Annotated in this window: 27 protein-coding genes and 1 tRNA gene; 11 read left to right on the forward strand and 17 right to left on the reverse strand. The window is 61.3% G+C overall.

The window, feature by feature from the left end; all coding sequences use genetic code 11:
- Positions 1–21: 21 nt before the first annotated feature.
- From ndk to trmJ, 11 genes are all read right to left on the reverse strand, one after another.
- Positions 22–453 (reverse strand): nucleoside-diphosphate kinase, encoded by a 432-nt coding sequence (gene ndk / locus J5M71_RS18575; RefSeq protein ID WP_023382208.1) that lies wholly within the window; start codon positions 451–453, stop codon positions 22–24.
- 89 nt (positions 454–542) lie between these two features.
- Positions 543–743 (reverse strand): Fe-S cluster assembly protein IscX, encoded by a 201-nt coding sequence (gene iscX / locus J5M71_RS18580; protein ID WP_023382209.1) that lies wholly within the window; start codon positions 741–743, stop codon positions 543–545.
- A gap of 10 nt (positions 744–753) precedes the next feature.
- Positions 754–1,095, reverse strand: coding sequence for an ISC system 2Fe-2S type ferredoxin (fdx, locus tag J5M71_RS18585; protein WP_063911316.1), 342 nt, complete (start codon positions 1,093–1,095; stop codon positions 754–756).
- A gap of 3 nt (positions 1,096–1,098) precedes the next feature.
- On the reverse strand, positions 1,099–2,961 hold the full coding sequence (gene hscA, locus J5M71_RS18590) for a Fe-S protein assembly chaperone HscA (protein ID WP_087503087.1): 1,863 nt from the start codon (positions 2,959–2,961) through the stop codon (positions 1,099–1,101).
- 42 nt (positions 2,962–3,003) lie between these two features.
- Positions 3,004–3,525 (reverse strand): co-chaperone HscB, encoded by a 522-nt coding sequence (gene hscB, locus J5M71_RS18595; protein WP_015269012.1) that lies wholly within the window; start codon positions 3,523–3,525, stop codon positions 3,004–3,006.
- Positions 3,526–3,533: 8 nt separating this feature from the next.
- A complete protein-coding gene (gene iscA, locus J5M71_RS18600; RefSeq protein WP_003257854.1) occupies positions 3,534–3,857 on the reverse strand; it encodes an iron-sulfur cluster assembly protein IscA in 324 nt (107 codons plus the stop codon).
- 28 nt (positions 3,858–3,885) lie between these two features.
- On the reverse strand, positions 3,886–4,272 hold the full coding sequence (iscU, locus tag J5M71_RS18605) for a Fe-S cluster assembly scaffold IscU (protein ID WP_003248539.1): 387 nt from the start codon (positions 4,270–4,272) through the stop codon (positions 3,886–3,888).
- A gap of 46 nt (positions 4,273–4,318) precedes the next feature.
- Complete coding sequence (locus J5M71_RS18610; RefSeq protein ID WP_013971017.1) at positions 4,319–5,533, reverse strand: IscS subfamily cysteine desulfurase; 1,215 nt, start codon at positions 5,531–5,533, stop codon at positions 4,319–4,321.
- 46 nt (positions 5,534–5,579) lie between these two features.
- Positions 5,580–6,071 carry a Fe-S cluster assembly transcriptional regulator IscR gene (gene iscR, locus J5M71_RS18615; RefSeq protein ID WP_008092572.1) on the reverse strand — a complete coding sequence of 164 codons (492 nt, stop codon included), beginning with the start codon at positions 6,069–6,071 and terminating at the stop codon, positions 5,580–5,582.
- A 179-nt stretch (positions 6,072–6,250) separates the two neighbouring features.
- Positions 6,251–7,036 carry a serine O-acetyltransferase gene (cysE, locus tag J5M71_RS18620; RefSeq protein ID WP_207834799.1) on the reverse strand — a complete coding sequence of 262 codons (786 nt, stop codon included), beginning with the start codon at positions 7,034–7,036 and terminating at the stop codon, positions 6,251–6,253.
- A gap of 3 nt (positions 7,037–7,039) precedes the next feature.
- A complete protein-coding gene (trmJ, locus tag J5M71_RS18625) occupies positions 7,040–7,795 on the reverse strand; it encodes a tRNA (cytosine(32)/uridine(32)-2'-O)-methyltransferase TrmJ (protein ID WP_207834801.1) in 756 nt (251 codons plus the stop codon).
- Between the two features lie 151 nt (positions 7,796–7,946).
- Here trmJ and suhB point away from each other — a divergent pair, with 151 nt between their 5' ends.
- A complete protein-coding gene (gene suhB, locus J5M71_RS18630) occupies positions 7,947–8,765 on the forward strand; it encodes an inositol-phosphate phosphatase (protein ID WP_003257850.1) in 819 nt (272 codons plus the stop codon).
- 187 nt (positions 8,766–8,952) lie between these two features.
- Here suhB and J5M71_RS18635 read toward each other — a convergent pair whose 3' ends face one another.
- The 6 genes from J5M71_RS18635 to queA all read right to left on the reverse strand — a co-directional run bounded on the left by J5M71_RS18635 (position 8,953) and on the right by queA (position 15,017).
- Positions 8,953–9,495: a glycine zipper 2TM domain-containing protein gene (locus J5M71_RS18635; protein WP_013971012.1), complete on the reverse strand. Its 543-nt coding sequence runs from the start codon at positions 9,493–9,495 to the stop codon at positions 8,953–8,955.
- Between the two features lie 119 nt (positions 9,496–9,614).
- Positions 9,615–10,523 (reverse strand): protein translocase subunit SecF, encoded by a 909-nt coding sequence (gene secF / locus J5M71_RS18640; protein WP_013971011.1) that lies wholly within the window; start codon positions 10,521–10,523, stop codon positions 9,615–9,617.
- Positions 10,524–10,533: 10 nt separating this feature from the next.
- Positions 10,534–12,396: a protein translocase subunit SecD gene (secD, locus tag J5M71_RS18645; protein ID WP_207834804.1), complete on the reverse strand. Its 1,863-nt coding sequence runs from the start codon at positions 12,394–12,396 to the stop codon at positions 10,534–10,536.
- Positions 12,397–12,459: 63 nt separating this feature from the next.
- The gene (yajC, locus tag J5M71_RS18650) at positions 12,460–12,795 is read right to left on the reverse strand and encodes a preprotein translocase subunit YajC (RefSeq protein ID WP_003259111.1); all 336 of its coding nucleotides are present in this window, start codon (positions 12,793–12,795) and stop codon (positions 12,460–12,462) included.
- Positions 12,796–12,837: 42 nt separating this feature from the next.
- Entirely contained in the window at positions 12,838–13,953 is a 1,116-nt protein-coding gene (gene tgt, locus J5M71_RS18655) for a tRNA guanosine(34) transglycosylase Tgt (protein WP_172827479.1), read from the reverse strand.
- Positions 13,954–13,967: 14 nt separating this feature from the next.
- Positions 13,968–15,017 (reverse strand): tRNA preQ1(34) S-adenosylmethionine ribosyltransferase-isomerase QueA, encoded by a 1,050-nt coding sequence (gene queA / locus J5M71_RS18660; RefSeq protein ID WP_063911310.1) that lies wholly within the window; start codon positions 15,015–15,017, stop codon positions 13,968–13,970.
- Between the two features lie 107 nt (positions 15,018–15,124).
- On the opposite strand from queA, the gene J5M71_RS18665 reads away from it, so the two are divergent.
- From J5M71_RS18665 to J5M71_RS18710, 10 genes are all read left to right on the forward strand, one after another.
- Positions 15,125–15,209, forward strand: a tRNA-Leu gene (locus tag J5M71_RS18665).
- Between the two features lie 207 nt (positions 15,210–15,416).
- A complete protein-coding gene (locus tag J5M71_RS18670) occupies positions 15,417–16,637 on the forward strand; it encodes an integrase arm-type DNA-binding domain-containing protein (RefSeq protein WP_207834814.1) in 1,221 nt (406 codons plus the stop codon).
- Positions 16,624–17,484 carry a hypothetical protein gene (locus J5M71_RS18675; protein WP_207834823.1) on the forward strand — a complete coding sequence of 287 codons (861 nt, stop codon included), beginning with the start codon at positions 16,624–16,626 and terminating at the stop codon, positions 17,482–17,484. The genes J5M71_RS18670 and J5M71_RS18675 overlap by 14 nt, the downstream gene beginning before the upstream one ends.
- A gap of 110 nt (positions 17,485–17,594) precedes the next feature.
- The gene (locus tag J5M71_RS18680) at positions 17,595–17,819 is read left to right on the forward strand and encodes an AlpA family phage regulatory protein (protein ID WP_207834825.1); all 225 of its coding nucleotides are present in this window, start codon (positions 17,595–17,597) and stop codon (positions 17,817–17,819) included.
- 383 nt (positions 17,820–18,202) lie between these two features.
- Positions 18,203–18,361, forward strand: a complete 159-nt coding sequence (locus J5M71_RS18685) for a hypothetical protein (RefSeq protein ID WP_207834827.1) — start codon at positions 18,203–18,205, stop codon at positions 18,359–18,361.
- A complete protein-coding gene (locus J5M71_RS18690; protein WP_186673532.1) occupies positions 18,358–18,627 on the forward strand; it encodes a hypothetical protein in 270 nt (89 codons plus the stop codon). Before J5M71_RS18685 ends, J5M71_RS18690 begins: the two co-directional genes overlap by 4 nt.
- A complete protein-coding gene (locus J5M71_RS18695) occupies positions 18,624–18,920 on the forward strand; it encodes a hypothetical protein (RefSeq protein WP_186673534.1) in 297 nt (98 codons plus the stop codon). Before J5M71_RS18690 ends, J5M71_RS18695 begins: the two co-directional genes overlap by 4 nt.
- Positions 18,921–18,922: 2 nt before the next feature.
- The gene (locus tag J5M71_RS18700) at positions 18,923–19,330 is read left to right on the forward strand and encodes a virulence-associated protein E (RefSeq protein ID WP_207834829.1); all 408 of its coding nucleotides are present in this window, start codon (positions 18,923–18,925) and stop codon (positions 19,328–19,330) included.
- On the forward strand, positions 19,327–20,598 hold the full coding sequence (locus J5M71_RS18705) for an AAA family ATPase (protein ID WP_207834836.1): 1,272 nt from the start codon (positions 19,327–19,329) through the stop codon (positions 20,596–20,598). Before J5M71_RS18700 ends, J5M71_RS18705 begins: the two co-directional genes overlap by 4 nt.
- Entirely contained in the window at positions 20,598–20,891 is a 294-nt protein-coding gene (locus J5M71_RS18710; protein ID WP_047594653.1) for a hypothetical protein, read from the forward strand. Before J5M71_RS18705 ends, J5M71_RS18710 begins: the two co-directional genes overlap by 1 nt.
- Positions 20,892–21,026 lie beyond the last annotated feature (135 nt).

Genomic DNA, 21,026 nt, shown 5'->3' on the forward strand with positions numbered 1-21,026 from the left:
ATCACCCAAGACCTGCTTCGCTTAGCGAATGCGGTCGCACAGCTCGGTAGCGGAGAAGAAGTAAGCGATTTCGCGGGCAGCCGAAGCTTCCGAGTCGGAACCGTGAACAGCGTTTTCGTCGATGGAAACAGCGAAGTCAGCACGGATGGTGCCGGCAGCAGCTTCTTTCGGGTTGGTGGCGCCCATCAGCTCGCGGTTGGCCAGAACGGCGTTTTCGCCTTCCAGAACCTGAACGATGACCGGACCGGAAGTCATGAAGGCAACCAGGTCAGCGAAGAAGCCGCGCTCTTTGTGCTCGGCGTAGAAGCCTTCGGCTTCGGCTTTGGACAGTTGCTTCATTTTCGAAGCGACGACGCGCAGGCCGGCTTTCTCGAAACGAGTGGTGATCTCGCCGATGACGTTCTTGGCAACGGCGTCAGGCTTGATGATGGAGAAAGTACGTTGAACAGCCATGGAAAACTCCAGAAAAATGAGTGTTGCGAAAAATTAAACCCGCGAATTATACGCGGGTTCCAGGGGATTGCCTAACCTGCAGGATGCGTTCAGTCGGCTTCTTCGATCCAGGCCGCCTGGATGGCCTCGAGCACTTTCTCACCGCCGCGTGACGGATCGTCGCTGAATTCTGGCAAGGCCAGCACCCAGCGGTGCAGATCGACGAAATTCACATAACGAGGATCGACGTCCGGCTTGCTTTCTGCAAGCTGGATGGCGATCTCAAGTACATCAATCCATTTCAGGCTCATGGGGCAAACCTCAGTGCGGCGCTTCGGCGGCGTGGTTGAGCGAATACTTGGGGATCTCGATGACCAGGTCCTGGTCAGCGACAACCACCTGGCAGCCGAGGCGCGACTGAGCCTCCAGGCCCCAGGCCTTGTCCAGCATGTCTTCTTCCAGCTCGTCGGCTTCTTCCAGCGAGTCGAAACCCTTGCGGATGATGCAATGGCAGGTGGTGCAGGCCTTGACGCCGCCGCAGGCGCTTTCCATCTCGATGTGATGGTCGTGGGCCAGCTCCAGGATGTTGGTCCCGGGCTCGACTTCCACGGTCAGCCCTTCGGGGCAGAACTTCTCGTGCGGCAGGAATGTCACCAGCGGCATCGGTTACTCCTCGATCTCATTCAGGTTGCGCCCGGCCAGTGCGGCTTTGACCGTCGAATCAAGGCGACGGGCGGCAAATGCGTCGGTCACCTGCGACAGACGCTTGGTCTGTTGCTCGATGGCAGCGCCATCGGTGCCGGCCAGCAAATCACGTAGTTCTTGCATCTGGAATTCGATGGCGTCGCGCTCGTCACTGCTGAGCAGGCGCTCACCGTCGGCGTCCAGGGCGCCCTGTACCGCTTCCAGCAGGCGCTCGCCGTCCACCTGGTGCTCGCGCAGCTGGCGGGCCTGCTTGTCGGAACCTGCGTGTTCGAAGGAGTCCTTGAGCATGCGGGCGATTTCGCCGTCGGTCAGGCCGTAGGACGGCTTGACCTGGATGCTGGCTTCCACGCCCGAGCCCAGCTCGCGGGCGGCGACGCTGAGCAGGCCGTCGGCGTCGACCTGGAAGGTGACGCGGATTTTCGCCGCACCGGCGACCATGGCCGGGATGCCACGCAGCTCGAAGCGCGCCAGCGAGCGGCAGTCGCTGATCAGCTCGCGCTCGCCCTGCAGCACGTGGATCATCATGGCCGTCTGGCCATCTTTATAAGTGGTGAACTCCTGGGCACGCGCTACCGGGATAGTGGTGTTGCGCGGGATTACCTTCTCCATCAGCCCGCCCATGGTCTCAAGACCGAGCGACAGCGGGATGACATCCAGCAGCAGCAGTTCGCCACCTTCGCGGCGGTTGCCGGCCAAGGTATCGGCCTGGATGGCAGCACCGATGGCCACCACCTGGTCGGGGTCGATCGAGGTCAGCGGGGTGCGCCCGAACAGTGCACCGACGGCTTCACGCACACGCGGGACGCGGGTCGAACCGCCGACCATGACCACGGCGCTGACTTCTTCAAGCTCGATACCGCTGTCGCGCACGGCGCGGCGGCAGGCCTTGAGGCTACGGGCGACCATGGGCTCGATCATGGCTTCGAAGCCGGCGCGGCTCAGTTGGCCCTGCCAGGCGCCATGGCTGACGCTGACCACGTCGGTGTCGGTCAGGGCTTCCTTGGCGGCGCAGGCGGTTTGCAGCAGCGCGCGCTGGGTGGCCGGGTCCAGGTCGGACGACAGCCCGGCCTGTTCGATGATCCAGCCGGCAATGGCGTGGTCGAAGTCGTCACCGCCCAGGGCAGTATCGCCACCGGTGGCCAGCACTTCGAATACGCCGGCAGTCAGGCGCAGGATGGAAATGTCGAAGGTACCGCCGCCCAGGTCATAGATGGCCACCACGCCTTCGGCGTTCTGGTCCAGGCCGTAAGCCACGGCAGCCGCAGTCGGCTCGTTGAGCAGGCGCAGCACGTTCAGGCCGGCCAGGCGCGCAGCGTCCTTGGTGGCCTGGCGCTGGGCATCGTCGAAATAGGCCGGCACGGTGATCACCGCCCCCACCAGCTCACCGCCGAGGGTGGCTTCGGCACGCTCGCGCAATACCTTGAGGATATCGGCGGACACTTCCACCGGGCTTTTCGGCCCCTGCACGGTGTCGATGAACGGCATGTGCGACTCACCGCCAACGAAGCGGTAAGGCAGCTGCTCGCCCAGTTGCTTGACGTCGGCCAGGCCGCGCCCCATCAGGCGCTTGACCGACAGCACGGTGTTCAGCGGGTCGCTGGAAGCGGCATCGCGTGCAGCCTGCCCCACTTCGTTGCGCCCTTCGAGGTAGCGCACCGCTGACGGCAGAATGACGTTGCCCTGCGCGTCGGGCAGGGGCTCGCTACGGCCGCTGCGCAGTGCGGCGACCAGAGAGTTGGTGGTACCCAGGTCGATCCCCACCGCCAGGCGGCGCTGGTGCGGCTGAGGGCTTTGACCGGGTTCGGCAATCTGCAGTAGGGCCATGCTTATCTGAATACCTTAGGTGCCATCACGGGCAGCACCGGGTTAATCGTCGAGGCGCTCTTCCAGTTGGCGCACTTCTTGGGCGAGCTTGTCGAGGAACTGCATGCGGCGCATCAGGCGTTCGGCCTTGTCGCGCTCGCCTGGGGCGTCCCAGCAGGCGGCAAAGTCCTCGTTCAGCGTGTCCTGGGCGACCTTCAGGCGCTTCTTGAACACGGCCACGCCATCGAGGTCGGCTTCGTCCTGCAGCTCTTCGAGCTCTTCACGCCACTGCATCTGCTGCAACAGGAAGTCCGGGTCGTGGACCGTGACCTCCTGGGGCACTTCGTGGCCGCCGATGGCCAGCAGGTAGCGGGCACGACGCGGCGCACTGCGCAGGGTCTGGTAGGCGTCGTTGAGGGCCGCGGACTTTTCCAGCGCCACGCGCTGCTCGCGCTCGGAGGCGTCGGCAAAGCGGTCGGGATGGACTTCGCGGGCCAGCTCGCGATAGCGAGTGGCCAGCTTGTCGAGATCCAGGCGGAAGCTTGGCTGGAGGTCAAACAATGCGAAATGACAAGGAGTACCCACAGCCAGCCTCAAACGTTGAAGCTTTCGCCGCAGCCACACTCACCGCGCACGTTAGGGTTGTTGAACTTGAAGCCTTCGTTCAACCCTTCCTTGACGAAGTCCAGTTCGGTGCCGTCGAGGTACACCAGGCTCTTGGGATCGATGATCACCTTGACGCCATGGTTCTCGAACACCTGGTCTTCGTCCGCCAGCTCGTCGACGAACTCCAGCACGTAGGCCAGGCCCGAGCAACCGGTGGTGCGCACGCCCAGGCGAATGCCTTCGCCCTTGCCGCGCCCTTCCAGGGAACGCCGCACATGGTTGGCGGCGGCTTCTGTCATGCTGATAGCCATCTGGACTCCTTACCTCGCAACAGGCGACTTAGATCAAGCCTTTCTTCTGCTTGTAATCGCGTACAGCTGCCTTGATGGCATCTTCGGCGAGTACCGAGCAGTGGATCTTGACCGGCGGCAACGCCAGTTCTTCGGCCAGCTGGGTGTTCTTGATGGTTTCGGCTTCGTCCAGGGTCTTGCCCTTCATCCACTCGGTGGCGAGGGAGCTGGAAGCGATGGCCGAACCGCAGCCGTAGGTCTTGAACTTGGCGTCTTCGATCACGCCCTGCTCGTTGACCTTGATCTGCAGGCGCATGACGTCACCACAGGCCGGGGCGCCGACCATGCCGGTACCGACGTCCGGGTCTTCGGCATTCATCTTGCCGACGTTGCGCGGGTTTTCGTAGTGGTCGATGACCTTTTCACTGTATGCCATGGTGCAATTCCTTCCTCATCAGGGAGCCGCTCTTGCCGGCGACTGCTTAGTGGGCGGCCCACTCGATCTTGGAGATGTCAACGCCGTCTTTGTACATGTCCCACAGCGGCGACAGCTCACGCAGTTTGTTCACGGCCTCGCAGACTTTCTGCGCGGCGTAATCGACTTCTTCTTCGGTGGTGAAGCGGCCGAAGGAGAAGCGGATCGAGCTGTGCGCCAGCTCGTCGTTGCGGCCCAGGGCGCGCAGTACGTAGGACGGCTCGAGCGACGCGGAGGTGCAGGCCGAACCGGACGATACGGCGATGTCCTTCAGCGACATCAGCAGCGATTCGCCTTCGACGTAGTTGAAGCTCAGGTTCAGGTTGTGTGGTACGCGGGCAGTCTTGCTGCCGTTGACGTACAGCTCTTCGAGGTCCGAGACCTGCTTGAAGAAGCGGTCGCTCAGGGCCTTGATGCGCACGTTTTCCGCGGCCATTTCCTGCTTGGCGATGGCGAAGGCTTCGCCCATGCCGACGATCTGGTGGGTCGGCAGGGTGCCCGAACGCATGCCACGCTCATGGCCACCGCCGTGGATGATGGCTTCCAGGCGTACACGCGGCTTGCGGCTGACGTACAGCGCGCCGATGCCTTTCGGGCCGTAGACCTTGTGCGCAGAGAACGACATCAGGTCGACCTTCAGCTTCTGCAGGTCGATTTCGACCTTGCCGGCCGACTGCGCGGCGTCAACGTGGAACAGCACACCGCGCGAGCGGGTCAGTTCACCGATGGCGGCGATATCGTTGATCGAGCCGACTTCGTTGTTCACGTGCATCAGCGAAACCAGGATGGTGTCGTCGCGCAGCGCCGCCTCGACCATGGCCGGGGTGACGATGCCGTCTTCGCCTGGCTCGAGGTAGGTGACTTCGAAACCTTCACGCTCCAGCTGGCGAGCGGTATCCAGGACCGCCTTGTGCTCGATCTTGGAGGTGATGATGTGCTTGCCCTTGGTCTGATAGAAGTGCGCGACGCCCTTGAGTGCGAGGTTGTCGGACTCGGTGGCACCGCTGGTCCAGACGATTTCGCGCGGATCGGCGTTGATCAGCTCGGCAACCTGGCGACGACCGTTCTCGACCGCTTCCTCGGCTTTCCAGCCAAAGACGTGGGAGCGCGAAGCCGGGTTACCGAAGTTCCCGTCGACCAGCAGGCAATCGGCCATCTTCTGGGCCACGCGGGGGTCGACCGGGGTGGTCGCGGAGTAATCGAGGTAGATCGGCAACTTCATTTGTCTCTCCTATCAGGCGGTGGCGTCGCTCGTCGTCCCGGTGGGATCAATCGACGGCGGACGTCTCAATCTTGTCCAGCTGGGCGGTTCGGCCTGCGACACGACGCAGGTCCTGGCGCTGGGCGACTTCCTGCACTTCACGGCGCATGACGAGGTCGGCCAGGCTGATGCCGCTGAGGAATTCATGGATTTGCTGGCTGAGGTCGCACCACAGGTGGTGGGTCAGGCAGGTGTCACCGGCATGGCAATCCCCGAGGCCCTGGCAGCGAGTGGCATCGACCGATTCGTTGACCGCATCGATGACCTGGGCCACCTGGATGGTTTCCATGCCCCGCGACAGCTGGTAGCCACCGCCTGGACCACGCACGCTGGAGACCAGGCTGCTGCGGCGCAGCTTGGCGAACAGCTGTTCCAGATAAGAGAGGGAAATGCCCTGGCGCTCGGAAATGTCGGCCAAAGACACCGGCCCATGCTGCGCGTGCAACGCCAGGTCGAGCATGGCGGTCACGGCGTATCGGCCTTTGGTAGTCAGTCGCATGGCTATTGGGTACCACGGGAGTTACAGGATGTGAGCGAGTATGCGATTCCCGAGCATTTAAGTCAACTATTAGACCTAGTGCTTTAGTCGGGTTTGCATCGGGGAGGCGGGCGCGATTGTAGCAGACAGGGGGCGTGAGCACACGCCCCGTATGTCACCATGATTTCACCACGACGCAATCAATGCGACTGAGTGTCGCGCCGGGCCACCTGGGCAACTTCCTTGAAGTCATCTTCCGGCAGGGCTGGCAGCTCCTTGGCGCAGTAGTCGCTACCCATCCTGGTCAGGGCACCACACATACCCTCCAGCCGCTCGTCGACTGCCTGCAGGTGGTCGAGCATCTGGCCGATGGCACGGGCCACCGGGTCCGGCATGTCGCCACTGACACCATAGGCATCGAAGCCGATCTTCTCGGCCATGGCCTTGCGCTTGGCCTCGACCTCATCGTCTTCGTTCTTGACGATGATTCGCCCGGGGATACCGACCGCCGTGGCGCCAGCCGGCACTGCCTTGGTCACCACCGCATTGGAACCGATCTTGGCTCCGGCACCGACAGTGAACGGGCCCAGCACCTTGGCCCCGGCCCCTACCACCACGCCGTTTTCCAGGGTGGGATGGCGCTTGCCTTTGTTCCAGCTGGTGCCGCCCAGGGTCACGCCCTGGTAAAGGGTGACATCGTCGCCAATCTCGGCGGTTTCGCCGATGACGATACCCATGCCATGGTCGATGAAGAAGCGTCGGCCGATGGTGGCGCCGGGGTGGATCTCGATCCCGGTCAGCCAGCGGCCGAAGTTGGACACCAGGCGAGCCAGCCACTTGAAATCACGCTTCCACAGGGCATTTCCCAGGCGGTGCAGCCAGATGGCATGCATGCCCGGGTAGCAGGTCAGCACCTCGAAGGCGTTGCGCGCAGCCGGGTCACGATGGAATACGCTTTGAATATCTTCACGCAGGCGTTCGAACATCTGTCAGTCCTTCCGTTTATGCGGCTCGCCCCGGACCACTTTCTGAGTCTCGGTGAGGATGCCGCGCAAAATGCTCATTTCCGAACGTTCGACCGCAACCCGCCCATACAGCCGGCGCAGGCGCGGCATCAGGTGCTTGGGCTTTTCGGGGTCAAGGAAGCCGATGCCGACCAGGGTCTTTTCCAGGTGGTCGTAGAACAGCTCCATTTCGTCCATGGTCGCCAGCTCGCTGGCGTCAACCTTCTCGACCTTGCCCGGCGCTGCACCGGCGGCCAGCCAGGCCATGCGCACCTCGTACGAGAGCACCTGGACAGCGGCGGCCAGGTTCAGCGAGCTGAAGTCGGGGTTGGAGGGAATGTGCACGTGGAAGTGACATCGCTGCAGTTCTTCGTTGGTCAGGCCGGCGTGCTCACGCCCGAACACCAGGGCGATTTCCTCGCCACCGTTGGCATGCTCCACCGCCTTGGCCCCGCACTCGCGCGGGCCAATCAGCGGCCAGGGGATGCTCCGCTCGCGGGCGCTGGTGCCCATCACCAGGTTGCAGCCGACCAGCGCCTGCTCGAGGCTGTCGACCACCTGGGCATTGGCCAGCACATCGTCGGCACCCGAGGCTCGGGCACTGGCATCCTCGGCGGGGAACGCTTTCGGCTGCACCAGCACCAGACGCGACAAGCCCATGTTTTTCATGGCTCGCGCAGCGCCGCCGATGTTGCCGGGGTGGCTGGTATTGACCAGAACAACACGAATATTTTGCAGCAAGGTGTTGTGCTCACAGATGCAGGAATCAGGGCCTTCGATCTTACAGAACCGACAGACGTAACGCCACGAAAGCAAATGTGACACTTCTGCCGCCAAAGTTTTCTGCTAGAATGATCGGCTTTCTTCTTTAACATCTCCAGGTGACCCGCCCATGCAGCCTATGCTGAATATCGCCCTGCGCGCCGCTCGCAGCGCCAGTGAACTGATTTTCCGCTCCATCGAACGCCTGGATAGCATCAAGGTCGATGAGAAAGAGGCCAAGGACTACGTTTCCGAAGTCGATCGCGCCGCCGAGCAGAGCATCGTCAACGCCCTGCGCAAGGCCTACCCGAACCACTCCATCCAGGGCGAGGAAACCGGCCTGCACGCGGGTAGCGGCGAAGAAGGCAAGGATTACCTGTGGATCATCGACCCGCTGGACGGCACCACCAACTTCCTGCGTGGCATCCCGCACTTCGCGGTCAGCATCGCCTGCAAATACCGTGGCCGCCTTGAGCACGCCGTGATCGTCGACCCGGTGCGCCAGGAAGAATTCACCGCCAGCCGTGGCCGTGGCGCCCAGCTCAATGGTCGCCGCCTGCGTGTCAGCTCGCGCACCAGCCTTGAAGGCGCCCTGCTGGGCACCGGCTTCCCGTTCCGCGACAGCCAGATGGCCGACCTGGACAACTACCTGGGCATGTTCCGTGCCCTGACTGGCCAGACCGCCGGCATCCGCCGCGCCGGCTCCGCCAGCCTGGACCTGGCCTACGTGGCTGCTGGCCGTTTCGACGCCTTCTGGGAGTCGGGCCTGTCCGAATGGGACATGGCCGCCGGCGTGCTGCTGATCCAGGAAGCGGGCGGCCTGGTAAGCGACTTCAACGGTGGCCATGACTTCCTCGAGAAGGGCCATATCGTTGCGGGCAACATCAAGTGCTTCAAGGCCGTGCTGACTGCTATCCAGCCGCACCTGCCAGAGAACATGAAGCGCTAAGCGCGGATTGCCGGCACAAAAAAAGCACCCCTCGGGGTGCTTTTTGTTTGCCTGCCAGTTTTGTACTGCCTGTGCTGGCCTCTTCGCGGGTAAACCCGCTCCCACAGTGATAGCGACAACCTCAAGGACATTGCCGTACCTGTGGGAGCGGGCTTACCCGCGAAGAGGCCGGTTCAGGCAACATCAATCACTGGCCGGCTTCGCTGAGGATCAGCTTGCCATTCTTGTCCAGCGGAATGGTCGACCCGGGCTCGTGGTCCATCTTCACCTGCCCTACCTTGTCGCCAATGGTGTACTTCACGTTGTAGCCCACCACTTTCTCACTGATGTCGTTGACCGTGTTGCAGCGGGTTTGCGTGGTGGTGTAGGTGTCACGCTCCTGCATGCCTTCCTGCACCTTGTTACCGGCATAACCACCACCGACCGCACCAGCCACCGTGGCGATCTTCTTGCCGCTACCACCACCGATCTGGTTACCCAGCAGGCCACCGGCAATGGCGCCCACCACGGTACCGGCGATCTGGTGCTGGTCCTTGACCGGTGCCTGACGCGTCACGGCGACGTCCTTGCAGACCTCACGGGGGGTTTTCACCTGTTGTTTGATCGGTTGCACGTCGGTGACCTGCGCATACTCAGGCCCCTTGTTGACCAAGCTGTAGGTCGCGACAGCACCTCCGGCAGTCACACCGACAGCACCCAGTACCGCACCCACAAGCATTGATTTGTTCACATGAACCTCCTGATCATAACCCGCGGATCCAACCCGCCTTCTCCCAGCCTTGGAGTAAAAAAAAAGGCGCGAGTTCAACACTCGCGCCTTTCTGGCCGCCAAACGGCGTGGAACACGCCTTACGGGCGGTCGTCCACACCGTCGGTCTTGGCCGGCGGGATCAGGTCTTCACTGCTCAGGTTCAGCCAGATCAGTACCACGTTGGCGATATAGATCGACGAATAGGTACCGGCCATGACGCCGATGAACAGAGCCAGCGAGAAGCCGAACAGGTTGTCGCCACCGAAGAACAGCAGCGCGGCAATGGCCAGCAAGGTCGAAACCGAGGTGGCGATGGTCCGCAGCAGGGTCTGGGTGGTGGAAACGTTGATGTTCTCGATCAGCGAGGCCTTGCGCATGACGCGGAAGTTCTCGCGCACCCGGTCGAACACGACGATGGTGTCGTTCAGCGAGTAGCCGATGATCGCCAGCACCGCCGCCAGCACCGTCAGGTCGAAGGTGATCTGGAAGAACGACAGGATACCCAGGGTCACCACCACGTCGTGGATCAGCGAGACGATCGCGCCCACCGCGAACTTCCACTGGAAGCGGAAGGCCAGGTAGATGAGGATGCCGCCCAGGGCCAGGAGCATGCCCATGCCACCCTGGTCGCGCAGCTCTTCACCCACCTGCGGGCCAACGAACTCGACACGCTTGACCTTGGCCGGGTTGTCGCCGCCGGCCTTCTGCAGGGCTTCAGCCACCTTGTTGCCCAGCTGCGGGTCATCGCCCGGCATGCGCACCAACAGGTCGGTGGTGGCGCCGAAGCTCTGCACCACGGCCTCGTGGAAGCCGGAGTTGACCAGCTCGGCACGCACCGCCTTGAGGTCGGCCGGGCGCTCGTAGGTCAGCTCGATCAGCGTACCGCCGGTGAAGTCCAGGCCGAAGTTCAGGCCCTTCTGCCACCAGCTGAACAGCGCCAGCACGGTGAGGAGCACGGTAACGGCGAACGCGACATTGCGCACGCCCATGAAGTTGATGGTTTTCATCGCAGCTCCCTCAAACCCACAGCTTCTTGATGTCACGCCCGCCGCAGGTCAGGTTGACCATGGCGCGGGTCACCATGACGGCGGTGAACATCGAGGTGAAAATCCCGAGGGACATGGTGACCGCAAAGCCCTTGACCGGGCCGGTACCCATGGCGAACAGGATGCCGCCGACCAGCAGGCTGGTCAGGTTGGCGTCGATGATCGCGGTGTAGGCGCGGTTGAAGCCTTCGTGAATGGCGCGTTGCACCGACATGCCGGCGTTCAGCTCTTCGCGGATACGCGAGAAGATCAGCACGTTGGCGTCCACCGCCATACCCATGGTCAACACGATACCGGCAATACCCGGCAGGGTCAGGGTGGCGCCCAGCAGCGACATCAGCGCCAGCAGCAGGACCATGTTGCCCGCCAGGGCGATGGTGGCGATCACACCGAAGGCACGGTAGATGGCGATGATGAACAGCGAGACGAACAGCATGCCCCACAGCGACGCATCGATACCCTTGGTGATGTTGTCGGCACCCAGGCTTGGGCCGATGGTGCGTTCTTCAGCGAAGTACATCGGCGCGGCCAGGCCACCGGCACGCAGCAGCAGGGCCAGTTCGGACGATTCGCCCTGGCCGTTCAGGCCGGTGATGCGGAACTGGCTGCCCAGCGGCGACTGGATGGTCGCCAGGCTGATGATCTTCTTCTCTTCCTGGAAGCTCTGTACGGCAACGTCCTTCTCGACGCCGTCGACGGTCTGCTTGACATAGCGGGTGACCGGCTTCTGCTCGATGAAGATCACCGCCATGCTGCGGCCGACGTTGCTGCGGGTAGCACGGGTCATCAGCTCGCCACCGTGGCCATCCAGGCGGATGTTCACCTGCGGGCGACCTTGCTCGTCGAAGCTGGCCTGGGCGTCGGTCACCTGGTCACCGGTGATGATCAGGCCGCGCTCGACCGCGGCGGAACGGCCACCTTCACGGAACTCGAACACTTCGGTAGTGGCCTTGGACGCGCCCGGTTCGGCACCGAAGCGGAACTCCAGGTTGGCGGTTTTACCCAGGATGCGCTTGGCTTCGGCAGTGTCCTGCACGCCTGGCAGCTCGACCACGATGCGGTTGGCGCCCTGGCGCTGTACCAGCGGCTCGGCCACGCCCAGCTCGTTGACCCGGTTGCGGACGGTGGTGAGGTTCTGCTTGATCGAGTATTCGCGGATCTCGGCGACTTTCGCCTGGGTCAGCGCCAGACGCAGCACGGCGAGCTCGTTACGCTCGGTGGTGGTCAGGTCGAAGTCATTGAAATTCTTGCGGATCAGGGCACGTGCCTGTTCGCGGGTTGCATCGTCAGCGAAGCCCAGCATGATGCCGCCATCCTGCTGAGGCAGGCTGCGGTAGCGGATGCGCTCTTTGCGCAGCAAGGTCTTGACCTCGCCTTCGTAGACTTTCATGCGGGCGCTCATGGCCTTGTCCATGTCCACTTCCAGCAGGAAGTGCACACCACCGGACAGGTCCAGGCCCAGCTTCATCGGGCTTGCGCCCAGGTTGCGCAGCCATTGCGGGGTAGTCTGGGCCAGGTTCAGGGCCACGACGTAATCATCGCCCAGTGCCTTGCGCACGACATCCTTGGCTGGCAGCTGGTCTTCCTGATTGGTCAGGCGGATCAGCCCGCTGCCCTTCTCACCCAGGCTCGCGCCCTTGACGGCGATCTTGGCATCGACCAGCGCCTTGCTGACGCGGTCGAGGTCGGCCTGGCTCACCTGCAGCGCCGAGCTGGCACCACTGATCTGTACCGCCGGATCATCCGGGTAGAGGTTGGGAGCGGAATAAATGAAACCGACCACCAGTACCAGCACGATCAGTGCATATTTCCACAGAGGGTATTTGTTCAGCATCACGCCGCCCGTTCAAGACGCGGGGCGCGTTGCGCGCCCCGACTGGAAAGAAAAACCGGTAACTCAGATAGCCTTGAGCGTACCTTTTGGCAGGGTGGCCGCGATGGCACCCTTCTGGAACTTCAGCTCGACGTTGTCGGAAACTTCCAGGACCACGAAATCATCGGAAACCTTGACGATCTTGCCGGCGATGCCGCCGTTGGTGACAACTTCGTCACCCTTCTGCAAGTTGCTCAGCAGGTTCTTCTGCTCTTTTGCACGCTTGGCCTGCGGGCGCCAGATCATCAGGTAGAAGATGACCAGGAAACCGACCAGGAAAATCCACTCGAAGCCGGTACCGGCTGGGCCGGCGGCAGGTGCTGCAGCGTCCGCGTATGCGGCGGGGATCAAGAAGCTCATTGGGCACTCCTAATGTAATTTTCTAATAATGGATGCAGACAGTCAGTCCAAAGGCGGTACGGGAAGCCCGCGCTTGGCGTAGAAGGCGTCGACAAAGGCGGCCAATTTACCTTGTTGAATAGCCTCGCGTAAACCGGCCATCAAGCGCTGGTAATGGCGCAAGTTGTGGATGGTATTCAGCATGCTGCTCAGCATTTCGCCGCACTTGTCCAGGTGATGCAGATAGGCGCGCGAGAAGTTGGTGCAGGTGTAGCAGTCACAGGTCGGATCCAGCGGCGATTCATCGTGGCGATGGAACGCGTTGCGGATCTTGATCACCCCTGTATCGACGAACAGATGACCGTTGCGCGCGTTACGCGTCGGCATCACGCAGTCGAACATGTCGACGCCGCGGCGCACACCCTCAACGAGATCTTCCGGTTTGCCTACCCCCATAAGGTAACGAGGTTTGTCAGCAGGCATCTGGCCCGGCAGGTAATCCAGCACCTTGATCATTTCGTGCTTGGGCTCGCCCACCGACAGGCCACCGATGGCCAGGCCGTCGAAGCCGATGTTTTCCAGGCCTTCCAGCGAGCGCATGCGCAAGTCCTGGTACATGCCACCCTGGACGATACCGAACAGCGCCGCTGTATTGTCGGCGTGGGCGTTCTTCGAGCGCTGGGCCCAACGCAGCGACAGCTCCATGGAGGCGCGCGCCACATCGTGCTCGGCCGGGTACGGGGTGCACTCGTCGAAGATCATCACCACGTCCGAGCCCAGGTCACGCTGCACCTGCATCGACTCTTCCGGGCCCATGAACACCTTGGCGCCATCAACCGGCGAGGCGAAGGTCACGCCCTCCTCCTTGATCTTGCGCATGGCGCCCAGGCTGAACACCTGGAAGCCACCGGAGTCGGTGAGGATCGGGCCTTTCCACTGCATGAAGTCGTGCAGGCCGTTGTGCTTCTTGATCACCTCGGTACCCGGGCGCAGCCACAGGTGGAAGGTATTGCCGAGGATCATCTCGGCACCGATGGCCTCGATGTCGCGTGGCAGCATGCCCTTGACCGTGCCATAGGTGCCCACCGGCATGAACGCCGGGGTTTCCACGGTGCCCCGTGGGAAGGTGATGCGGCCACGACGGGCCTTGCCGTCGGTGGCCAGCAGTTCGAAGGACATTCGACAGGTGCGACTCATGCTTGATCCTCGGGCCCGCGTGGCGCCGGATTGCGGGTGATGAACATGGCATCACCGTAACTGAAGAAGCGGTACCCCTGCTCGACCGCCGCCGCGTAGGCGGCCATGGTCTCGGGGTAGCCGGCGAAGGCCGAGACCAGCATCAGCAGCGTGGACTCCGGCAGGTGGAAATTGGTGACCAGCGCGTCGACCACATGGAACGGCCGGCCCGGGTAGATGAAGATGTCGGTGTCGCCGCTGAAGGCCTTGAGCACGCCATCGCGCGCCGCGCTCTCCAGCGAACGCACGCTGGTGGTGCCGACCGCGATCACCCGGCCGCCACGGGCACGGCAGGCCTCGATGGCATCGACCACATCCTGGCCCACTTCGAGCCACTCTTTATGCATGTGGTGGTCTTCGATCCTGTCGACCCGCACCGGCTGGAAGGTGCCCGCGCCCACGTGCAAGGTGACGAACGCCCGCTCGACGCCCTTGGCGGCGATCTTTTCCAGCAGCGCCTCGTCGAAGTGCAGACCTGCAGTGGGCGCGGCGACCGCACCGGCACGTTCGGCGTACACGGTCTGGTAGCGCTCACGGTCGGCGCCTTCGTCCGGGCGGTCGATGTAGGGCGGCAGCGGCATATGGCCGACGCGGTCGAGCAATGGCAGCACCTCTTCGGTGAAGCGCAGTTCGAACAGCGTGTCATGGCGCGCGACCATTTCGGCCTCGCCGCCGCCATCGATGAGGATCACCGCGCCTTCCTTCGGCGCCTTGCTGGCACGGACATGCGCCAGCACCCGGTGGCTGTCGAGCACGCGCTCGACCAGCACTTCCAGCTTGCCGCCGGAAGCTTTCTGGCCGAACAGGCGCGCCGGGATCACCCGGGTGTTGTTGAACACCATCAGGTCGCCCGGGCGCAGGTACTCGAGCAGGTCGGGGAATTGCCGGTGCGCCAGCGCGCCGGTTGGCCCATCGAGCACCAGCAGACGGCTGCCATGGCGCTCGGCCAACGGGTGGCGGGCGATCAGGGAATCAGGGAGTTCGAAGGAAAAATCGGCGACGCGCATGATAATGTTCGGTTCGGCAGGGCCGGGAAGTTTAGCCCAATGTGTGAAAATTGACCATGAAAGCCGATTGACCGACCAGCGGCGGCTCTCTATACTGCGCGCCACATGCCCTGATGGCGGAATTGGTAGACGCGGCGGATTCAAAATCCGTTTTCGAAAGGAGTGGGAGTTCGAGTCTCCCTCGGGGCACCATCACATAGTTCCAAGCGGTCCCTACCAGACCCGGAACACCAGAGAAACCGGCCACTTGGCCGGTTTTTTTGTGCCCATCGTTCCCAGTGGTTCCCTTGTAAGCCCGCAAGTATGTGAGTAGATTTGTGAGTAGGACGAGTTCGGTCCAGAATCCTACTCACACACCGACCGCAATCCAGCGCGGTTCGGCACTGCAAGGGAATAGCCGTGGCGCTCACAGATACCGCCATCCGCACCGCAAAACCCCGCGACAAGCTCTACCGCCTCGCTGACGCCCAGGGCCTTTGCCTTGAGGTGACGACCGCTGGCGGGAAGCTCTGGCGCCTTCGCTACCGATTCGAGGGCAAGGCCAAGATGCTGGGCCTGGGCTCCTACCCCGCCGTCACACTTGCCCAGGCACGCGAGCGCCGTGATGCCGCGCGAAAGTTGCTGGCACAGAACATAGACCCAAGCGCACATAAACAGCAGGAAAAGGCTGCTGCCGCCGCCCAGGTGCTGACGCTCGAAGTGCTGGCGCGGGAATGGTACGACTACAACCAGCCACGATGGGCTCCAGCCACCGCATCGAAAGCGCTGCAGTATCTGGAGTCGGACATATTCCCGGTAATTGGCAAACGGCCCGCTGCTGAGGTGCAACGCCCTGAGCTGGTCGACCTGGTGCGCAAGATCGAGCGGCGCGAGGCATTTAACGTGGCCCGCAAGGTTCGCCAGTGGCTGAGCCAGATATTCCGTTTCGGCTTGGCCAAGGGCGTGGTACCCGGCAACCCAGCCACCGATCTGGACGTGGTAGCCGCGCACGCCCCGCGCACTCGCCATCACCCGCACGTATCAGAAGGCGAACTGCCCGATCTGCTGGAGAAGCTGGACGCGGCCCAGTGCGATATCACCAGCAAGATCGCCATTCGCCTACTAATGCTGACAGCAGTGCGACCCGGTGAGCTGCGGCTGGCGCCCTGGGAGGAGTTCGACCTGGAGTCAGCTACCTGGACGATCCCTGCAGGACGGATGAAGGCAAGGCGCCCTCACATCGTCCCGCTCCCACGTCAGGCCGTGGTTCTGCTGCGTACCCTGCATGAACTAACTGGCTCCTATCCCCTCGCCTTTCCTGGGCGCAACAACCGGGCCAGGCCAATGAGCGAGAACACGGTGAACAAGGCACTTTCCACAATGGGTTACGAGGGGCGCCAGACTGGGCACGGTTTCCGCCATCTGCTGAGTACCAGCCTGAATACCCGAGGCTACAATCGAGACTGGATCGAGCGGCAGTTGGCCCACGGAGATCAAGACTCGATTCGCGATACCTACAACCATGCGCATTATCTAGAGCAGCGAAGGGAAATGATGCAGAACTGGGCAGATGAAATCGATGCGCTCTGTGCCGGCGCGAATGTTGTTTCCATTCGGAGATCAGCAAATGACACCCTCTGAACCCAAAAGCGATCTGACCGAAAGGATCAATGACTACATCGACCTCTTCGAGATCAAAAATACGCTTATGGATGTCGATAATTTCGGTATATTCCAGCTATCACTGAAGCGTGCGGCTGAATTGATGTCACTTTCAGCCTTCTCTAGCGGCGACCTAGAAATAGATTATGATGCTCAAGACTTCATTGACATTCATGACGAAGATCTACTCAAAGCCCTAAGCCCATTTACTAATGACTACATTGAAGCTCTAAAAAACAGTATTGACCTCGGTAGACTCTCACCCAGCAGGACCAGAAGGGATCTAGATGAGACAATAGACGAGGATCAGACTTTCATAGAATTTAATGCCCTTGAGACATGGCTCACCGAGCGAAGCTTCCATCCTGGAGAGATCTTCCAAGAACATTTGGATTCCGAGCTAGACATTAGTTCAAAGATATTAGATGAAGTTATTTGGCTACGCTCAAAATCATATCGAGAGAGCGGCCAGAATGCGAACTATAAAAACACTTTGCAAGCACCAACGGACGACAGCGACTTAGACGAATACAAGTCAGCATATAAAGCGCTACAGATTGAGAATGAACGACTAAAAGTCAAACTGGCCTCAGCGAACAGCTCCGTGCAGCCTAAGGCAGAGAGCCCGGCATCGCCTAGGCACCGCAAGACCTTGCTCATATTGATCGAAGCCTTGTGCAAGGAAGCCAAAATGGATTCACAAGCACGGGGGGCTGCTCAGCGCATCGAAAGGCTGACAGAACAAATCGGAGCTCGTGTGGATGACGAGACAATCCGCAGAATTCTGAGCGATATCCCTGAAGCAGTGGACAGCCGCTTGGCGTAAACGATAAGTCCTAAGTAGGAATCACCAAACCCTACTTAGGCCCCTGTTCCTTGAGCAGCTGCAAGCATAGCCATCGTCGATTACCGAAAACGCCCAAGGAGGCGCAGACGATGGCTAACCTTACCAACACCACCCCACCCGCTCGCCGCTTCATCAAGCGCCAGGACGTTGAGTCGATCACCGGCCTGTCCTGCACCGAGATTTACCGCCGTATCGCTGCTGGCGCTTTCCCCAAGCAAGTCACGCTCGGCCCGAAGTGCGTCGTGTGGATCGAGGCCGAGATTCACACCTGGTGCGATGAGCAGATTGCAGCCAGCCGCGGGGAGGTGGCGTGATGACCTGCCCTGGCTCCGCTGATGCCCTTTCTCCTTACTCGTGCCCATATTTCTCACTCGTGCCCACTCACAGGGATGGGCACAAGTGGAAAAAATGGGCACGAGTAAGACTTGCACCCATCCAACGCTCGCTGTATCGTCCGGTTGTCGTTGCAAATTCAGCGACCGGGTTTGGCGACCCGTACAAATCAAGGCGCATAAGCGCCCCAACTGAATCTGGCGCTTTTTTTGTGCCCAGCATTCGGCTCTATGGTGGCTGTGCGCGGGAGACCTTCGGGTCTGCCGGGTTCCTTGATTCCCGGTTCGCCAACCTGCGTACAGCTGCCACCCTAAATCGTTTGGCGACGATCCGTGGCAGCTCCTCAAATCAAGGAGCTACAACCATGACCGCCCTCATTCCGTCCAAAATTCGCGCCCTTGCCCACCGCAAGATGGCCCTCAGCGCCCTCCGCGCAAACTCGTCCCTGTCCGTCCGCTTGAAGCGCTACAACCAGCACATGGATCAAGCCCGCGCCCTGGAAGCCCAAGGAGGTGAGCAATGATCCGTGGTCCGAAGCAAACAGTGCTGGCGCCGGCCGTTCTCGCCGATTTCGAATGCCACCACCAAAACCAGGCCAGGGAGGCGTTCAAAAAGCTCGAATGTATCCTTACGGCGATGATTATCCCGGCTCTTGGTCAGCAGCATCCGATCTCGAAAGACCTCTACGCGCAGCTCGATAACGTCAAACTCGGCTCGCAGAACTTTTGCTGGCGGCACCGGCACATCGGCTATAGCTACAGCGCGACCGAAGTTGGGGGTGTTCAATGAGCTACTGGAACGATCTTCTGCCACGCCACGAAGCGCTGAAGAACATGACTCCCGGTCAGCTGAAAGCGACAGAGCAGGCAACTGAAAGCTGTGTTTCCGTACTCGCGCATGGGATATCCGGCATTGGTCACCTGCTGGCTTGTACAGCCTCGAACGACGACACCGGCCTGAACTCTGGAGCAGTAACTGATATAGGCTGGCTTCTCGAAAGCCTCGGCAGTCTGGTTGCCAACTTGTCTGACACAAGCGCAGCAGCAACTCTCCATTTGTCCGAAGTCAAACCCGGAGCATAACCATGAACATCCAAAACGGTGCACATGCGCCGATGGGGTCGGCTTGCCTGGATAAAGTGCTTATCCGATTAGACAAAGTTAAGTCTGCTGGCGCCGACAAATGGAAAGCCTGCTGCCCCGCGCACAGTGACAAGCATCCCAGTTTGGCAATTAGCGAAACTTCGGATGGTGTCGTCTTGCTCAAATGCTGGGCCGGCTGCACAACAAAAGAGATTGTCTCGGCAATCGGTCTGGATTTGCGAGACTTGTTTCCCGGCGATAAACAACCGCGGCGCGGCCCAAGCAAGACGGCAATTGAACATGAGCGCATGGTTTATCGAATCGGCCACCTTCTCCAGCGACAAGGGAAGTTGGAAGGTGACGACCTGGCGCGCTTCAACCTCGCCAAGCTGCGCCTGGGGGTCAAATGACTACAGATCGCTTTGCACAAGAATGGACCGAGCCTCTTAGCCCCATCAATCGTGAAAACGTAACCCCCCTATGGCGCGTCAATGCGGTTAAGGCGTCGACAATCAAGGCCGTTCCCATCCGCTGGCTGTGGCCTGGATGGCTGGCTAAAGGAAAGCTGCACATCCTCGCCGGCGCTGGCGGTACCGGGAAGACCACGCTGCTGATCGGTCTGATCGCCACCATCACCACTGGTGGACGCTGGCCCGATGGCAACCGTTGTAGCGAGCCGGGTAATGCACTCATCTGGTCCAGTGAAGATGATCCAGCGGATACGTTGATTCCCCGTTTAACCGCTGCTGGCGCTGACATGAGCCGCGTCTACATCATCCAGGGGCTCACCAACGCCAGGGGCGACGCCGATCCATTCGACCCAGCAAACGACATTGTCCGTTTGCGTGAGACGGCCAGCGAGATTGGCGGTGTGTCGCTTCTGATGCTCGACCCCATCGTTAGCGCAGTGAAAGGCGACATGCACAAGGCCAATGACGTGCGTCGGGCGTTGCAAGGCGTAGTGGACTTCGCCGAGCAGAACCTTTGCGCCGTGGTGGGAATTTCCCACTTTGCCAAGGGTGGCGCTGGCTCGTCGCCTGCTGATCGAGTTATCGGATCGCAAGCGTTCTCGGCGCTGGCGCGCACAGTACTGGTAGCCGCCAAGCAGGAAGACTCCGACCAACGCGTGCTGGCGCGAGCGAAGTCGAACATCGGCGCTGACGAGGGAGGTGTCTCATACACCATCGAGCCATGCGACATCGGAGATGGGATTGAAGCTACTCGCGTGGTGTGGGGCGAAGCCATCGAAGGTAGCGCCCGGGAAATCCTAGGAGAAGCGGAGGCATCCAGTGATGAGGAGGCACAAGACCTGGATGATCCCAGCGACTGCCTCTACCGAATCTTGAAGGACAACCCCCTCGAAAGTAATGAAGCGAAGGCCCTGATGAGGCGCAATGGCTACACCGAAAAGCAGATTCGCCGGGCCAGAGAAAAGCTGTCTGTAGTCACCGCCAGAACCGGCAACAAAAAGGATGTGAAGTCGTTCTGGTCATTGCCCCAAGCGGGTGGCTCATTCGCGCCCTTTCAACCACTCGTGCCCACAGAATCCCACTCGTGCCCATCCTCTGGCGTGGGCACGAGTAACGAAAATGGGCACGAGTGTGAGGATCAGCAAGGAGATCCGCAGCCGGGCGCCGCGTCGTTTGCATCACTGGATGATGACGCGGAGGACCTGTGATGGCTGCGCTCGACTACCTGCTGGAACGTGGATTTTCCGCAAAGAAGCAAGGTATGCGGGTGCGGATCTCCCCCGCCTCAAAGCTGACCGACGATGTGCGCAAGTACGTGAAGGCAAACCGGCTCGCACTGCTGGCCGAGCTGGCTGCGAACGATGGCCTGGAGCGCCGCTGCAACTGGACGGTGCTGGTCCCGGGGTGCCGGCCATTCACCATGATCAGCGAGCCAATTACCCGCGACGAAGCGCTGGCCGACGTGCGCGTGCGCTGGCCAGGTGCGGAGGTGGGGCCGTGACGAGACTCAGTGGATACGTAGGCGAGCAATCGGCGAGCGCTCGACGAGGTTGGCGCGAATTCCCGCTTCGGCAAAACACGGGATTTTCCCACCTTATCGGATGGCCCGATCGCGTTCGCCACTGTGTAGAAAACG

Source organism: Pseudomonas sp. 43(2021) (assembly GCF_017490805.1).
Classification (GTDB): Bacteria; Pseudomonadota; Gammaproteobacteria; order Pseudomonadales; family Pseudomonadaceae; genus Aquipseudomonas.

Bases quoted from the DNA above. Each gene is read 5' to 3' on its own strand.
- ndk (WP_023382208.1), bottom strand. From the start codon at position 453: ATGGCTGTTCAACGTACTTTCTCCATCATCAAGCCTGACGCCGTTGCC.
- iscX (WP_023382209.1), bottom strand. From the start codon at position 743: ATGAGCCTGAAATGGATTGATGTACTTGAGATCGCCATCCAGCTTGCA.
- fdx (WP_063911316.1), bottom strand. From the start codon at position 1,095: ATGCCGCTGGTGACATTCCTGCCGCACGAGAAGTTCTGCCCCGAAGGG.
- hscA (WP_087503087.1), bottom strand. From the start codon at position 2,961: ATGGCCCTACTGCAGATTGCCGAACCCGGTCAAAGCCCTCAGCCGCAC.
- iscA (WP_003257854.1), bottom strand. From the start codon at position 3,857: ATGGCTATCAGCATGACAGAAGCCGCCGCCAACCATGTGCGGCGTTCC.
- iscU (WP_003248539.1), bottom strand. From the start codon at position 4,272: ATGGCATACAGTGAAAAGGTCATCGACCACTACGAAAACCCGCGCAAC.
- J5M71_RS18610 (WP_013971017.1), bottom strand. From the start codon at position 5,533: ATGAAGTTGCCGATCTACCTCGATTACTCCGCGACCACCCCGGTCGAC.
- iscR (WP_008092572.1), bottom strand. From the start codon at position 6,071: ATGCGACTGACTACCAAAGGCCGATACGCCGTGACCGCCATGCTCGAC.
- cysE (WP_207834799.1), bottom strand. From the start codon at position 7,036: ATGTTCGAACGCCTGCGTGAAGATATTCAAAGCGTATTCCATCGTGAC.
- suhB (WP_003257850.1), top strand. From the start codon at position 7,947: ATGCAGCCTATGCTGAATATCGCCCTGCGCGCCGCTCGCAGCGCCAGT.
- secF (WP_013971011.1), bottom strand. From the start codon at position 10,523: ATGAAAACCATCAACTTCATGGGCGTGCGCAATGTCGCGTTCGCCGTT.
- secD (WP_207834804.1), bottom strand. From the start codon at position 12,396: ATGCTGAACAAATACCCTCTGTGGAAATATGCACTGATCGTGCTGGTA.
- yajC (WP_003259111.1), bottom strand. From the start codon at position 12,795: ATGAGCTTCTTGATCCCCGCCGCATACGCGGACGCTGCAGCACCTGCC.
- tgt (WP_172827479.1), bottom strand. From the start codon at position 13,953: ATGTCCTTCGAACTGCTGGCCACCGACGGCAAGGCCCGTCGTGGCCGC.
- queA (WP_063911310.1), bottom strand. From the start codon at position 15,017: ATGCGCGTCGCCGATTTTTCCTTCGAACTCCCTGATTCCCTGATCGCC.
- J5M71_RS18675 (WP_207834823.1), top strand. From the start codon at position 16,624: ATGACACCCTCTGAACCCAAAAGCGATCTGACCGAAAGGATCAATGAC.
- J5M71_RS18680 (WP_207834825.1), top strand. From the start codon at position 17,595: ATGGCTAACCTTACCAACACCACCCCACCCGCTCGCCGCTTCATCAAG.
- J5M71_RS18685 (WP_207834827.1), top strand. From the start codon at position 18,203: ATGACCGCCCTCATTCCGTCCAAAATTCGCGCCCTTGCCCACCGCAAG.
- J5M71_RS18690 (WP_186673532.1), top strand. From the start codon at position 18,358: ATGATCCGTGGTCCGAAGCAAACAGTGCTGGCGCCGGCCGTTCTCGCC.
- J5M71_RS18695 (WP_186673534.1), top strand. From the start codon at position 18,624: ATGAGCTACTGGAACGATCTTCTGCCACGCCACGAAGCGCTGAAGAAC.
- J5M71_RS18700 (WP_207834829.1), top strand. From the start codon at position 18,923: ATGAACATCCAAAACGGTGCACATGCGCCGATGGGGTCGGCTTGCCTG.
- J5M71_RS18705 (WP_207834836.1), top strand. From the start codon at position 19,327: ATGACTACAGATCGCTTTGCACAAGAATGGACCGAGCCTCTTAGCCCC.
- J5M71_RS18710 (WP_047594653.1), top strand. From the start codon at position 20,598: ATGGCTGCGCTCGACTACCTGCTGGAACGTGGATTTTCCGCAAAGAAG.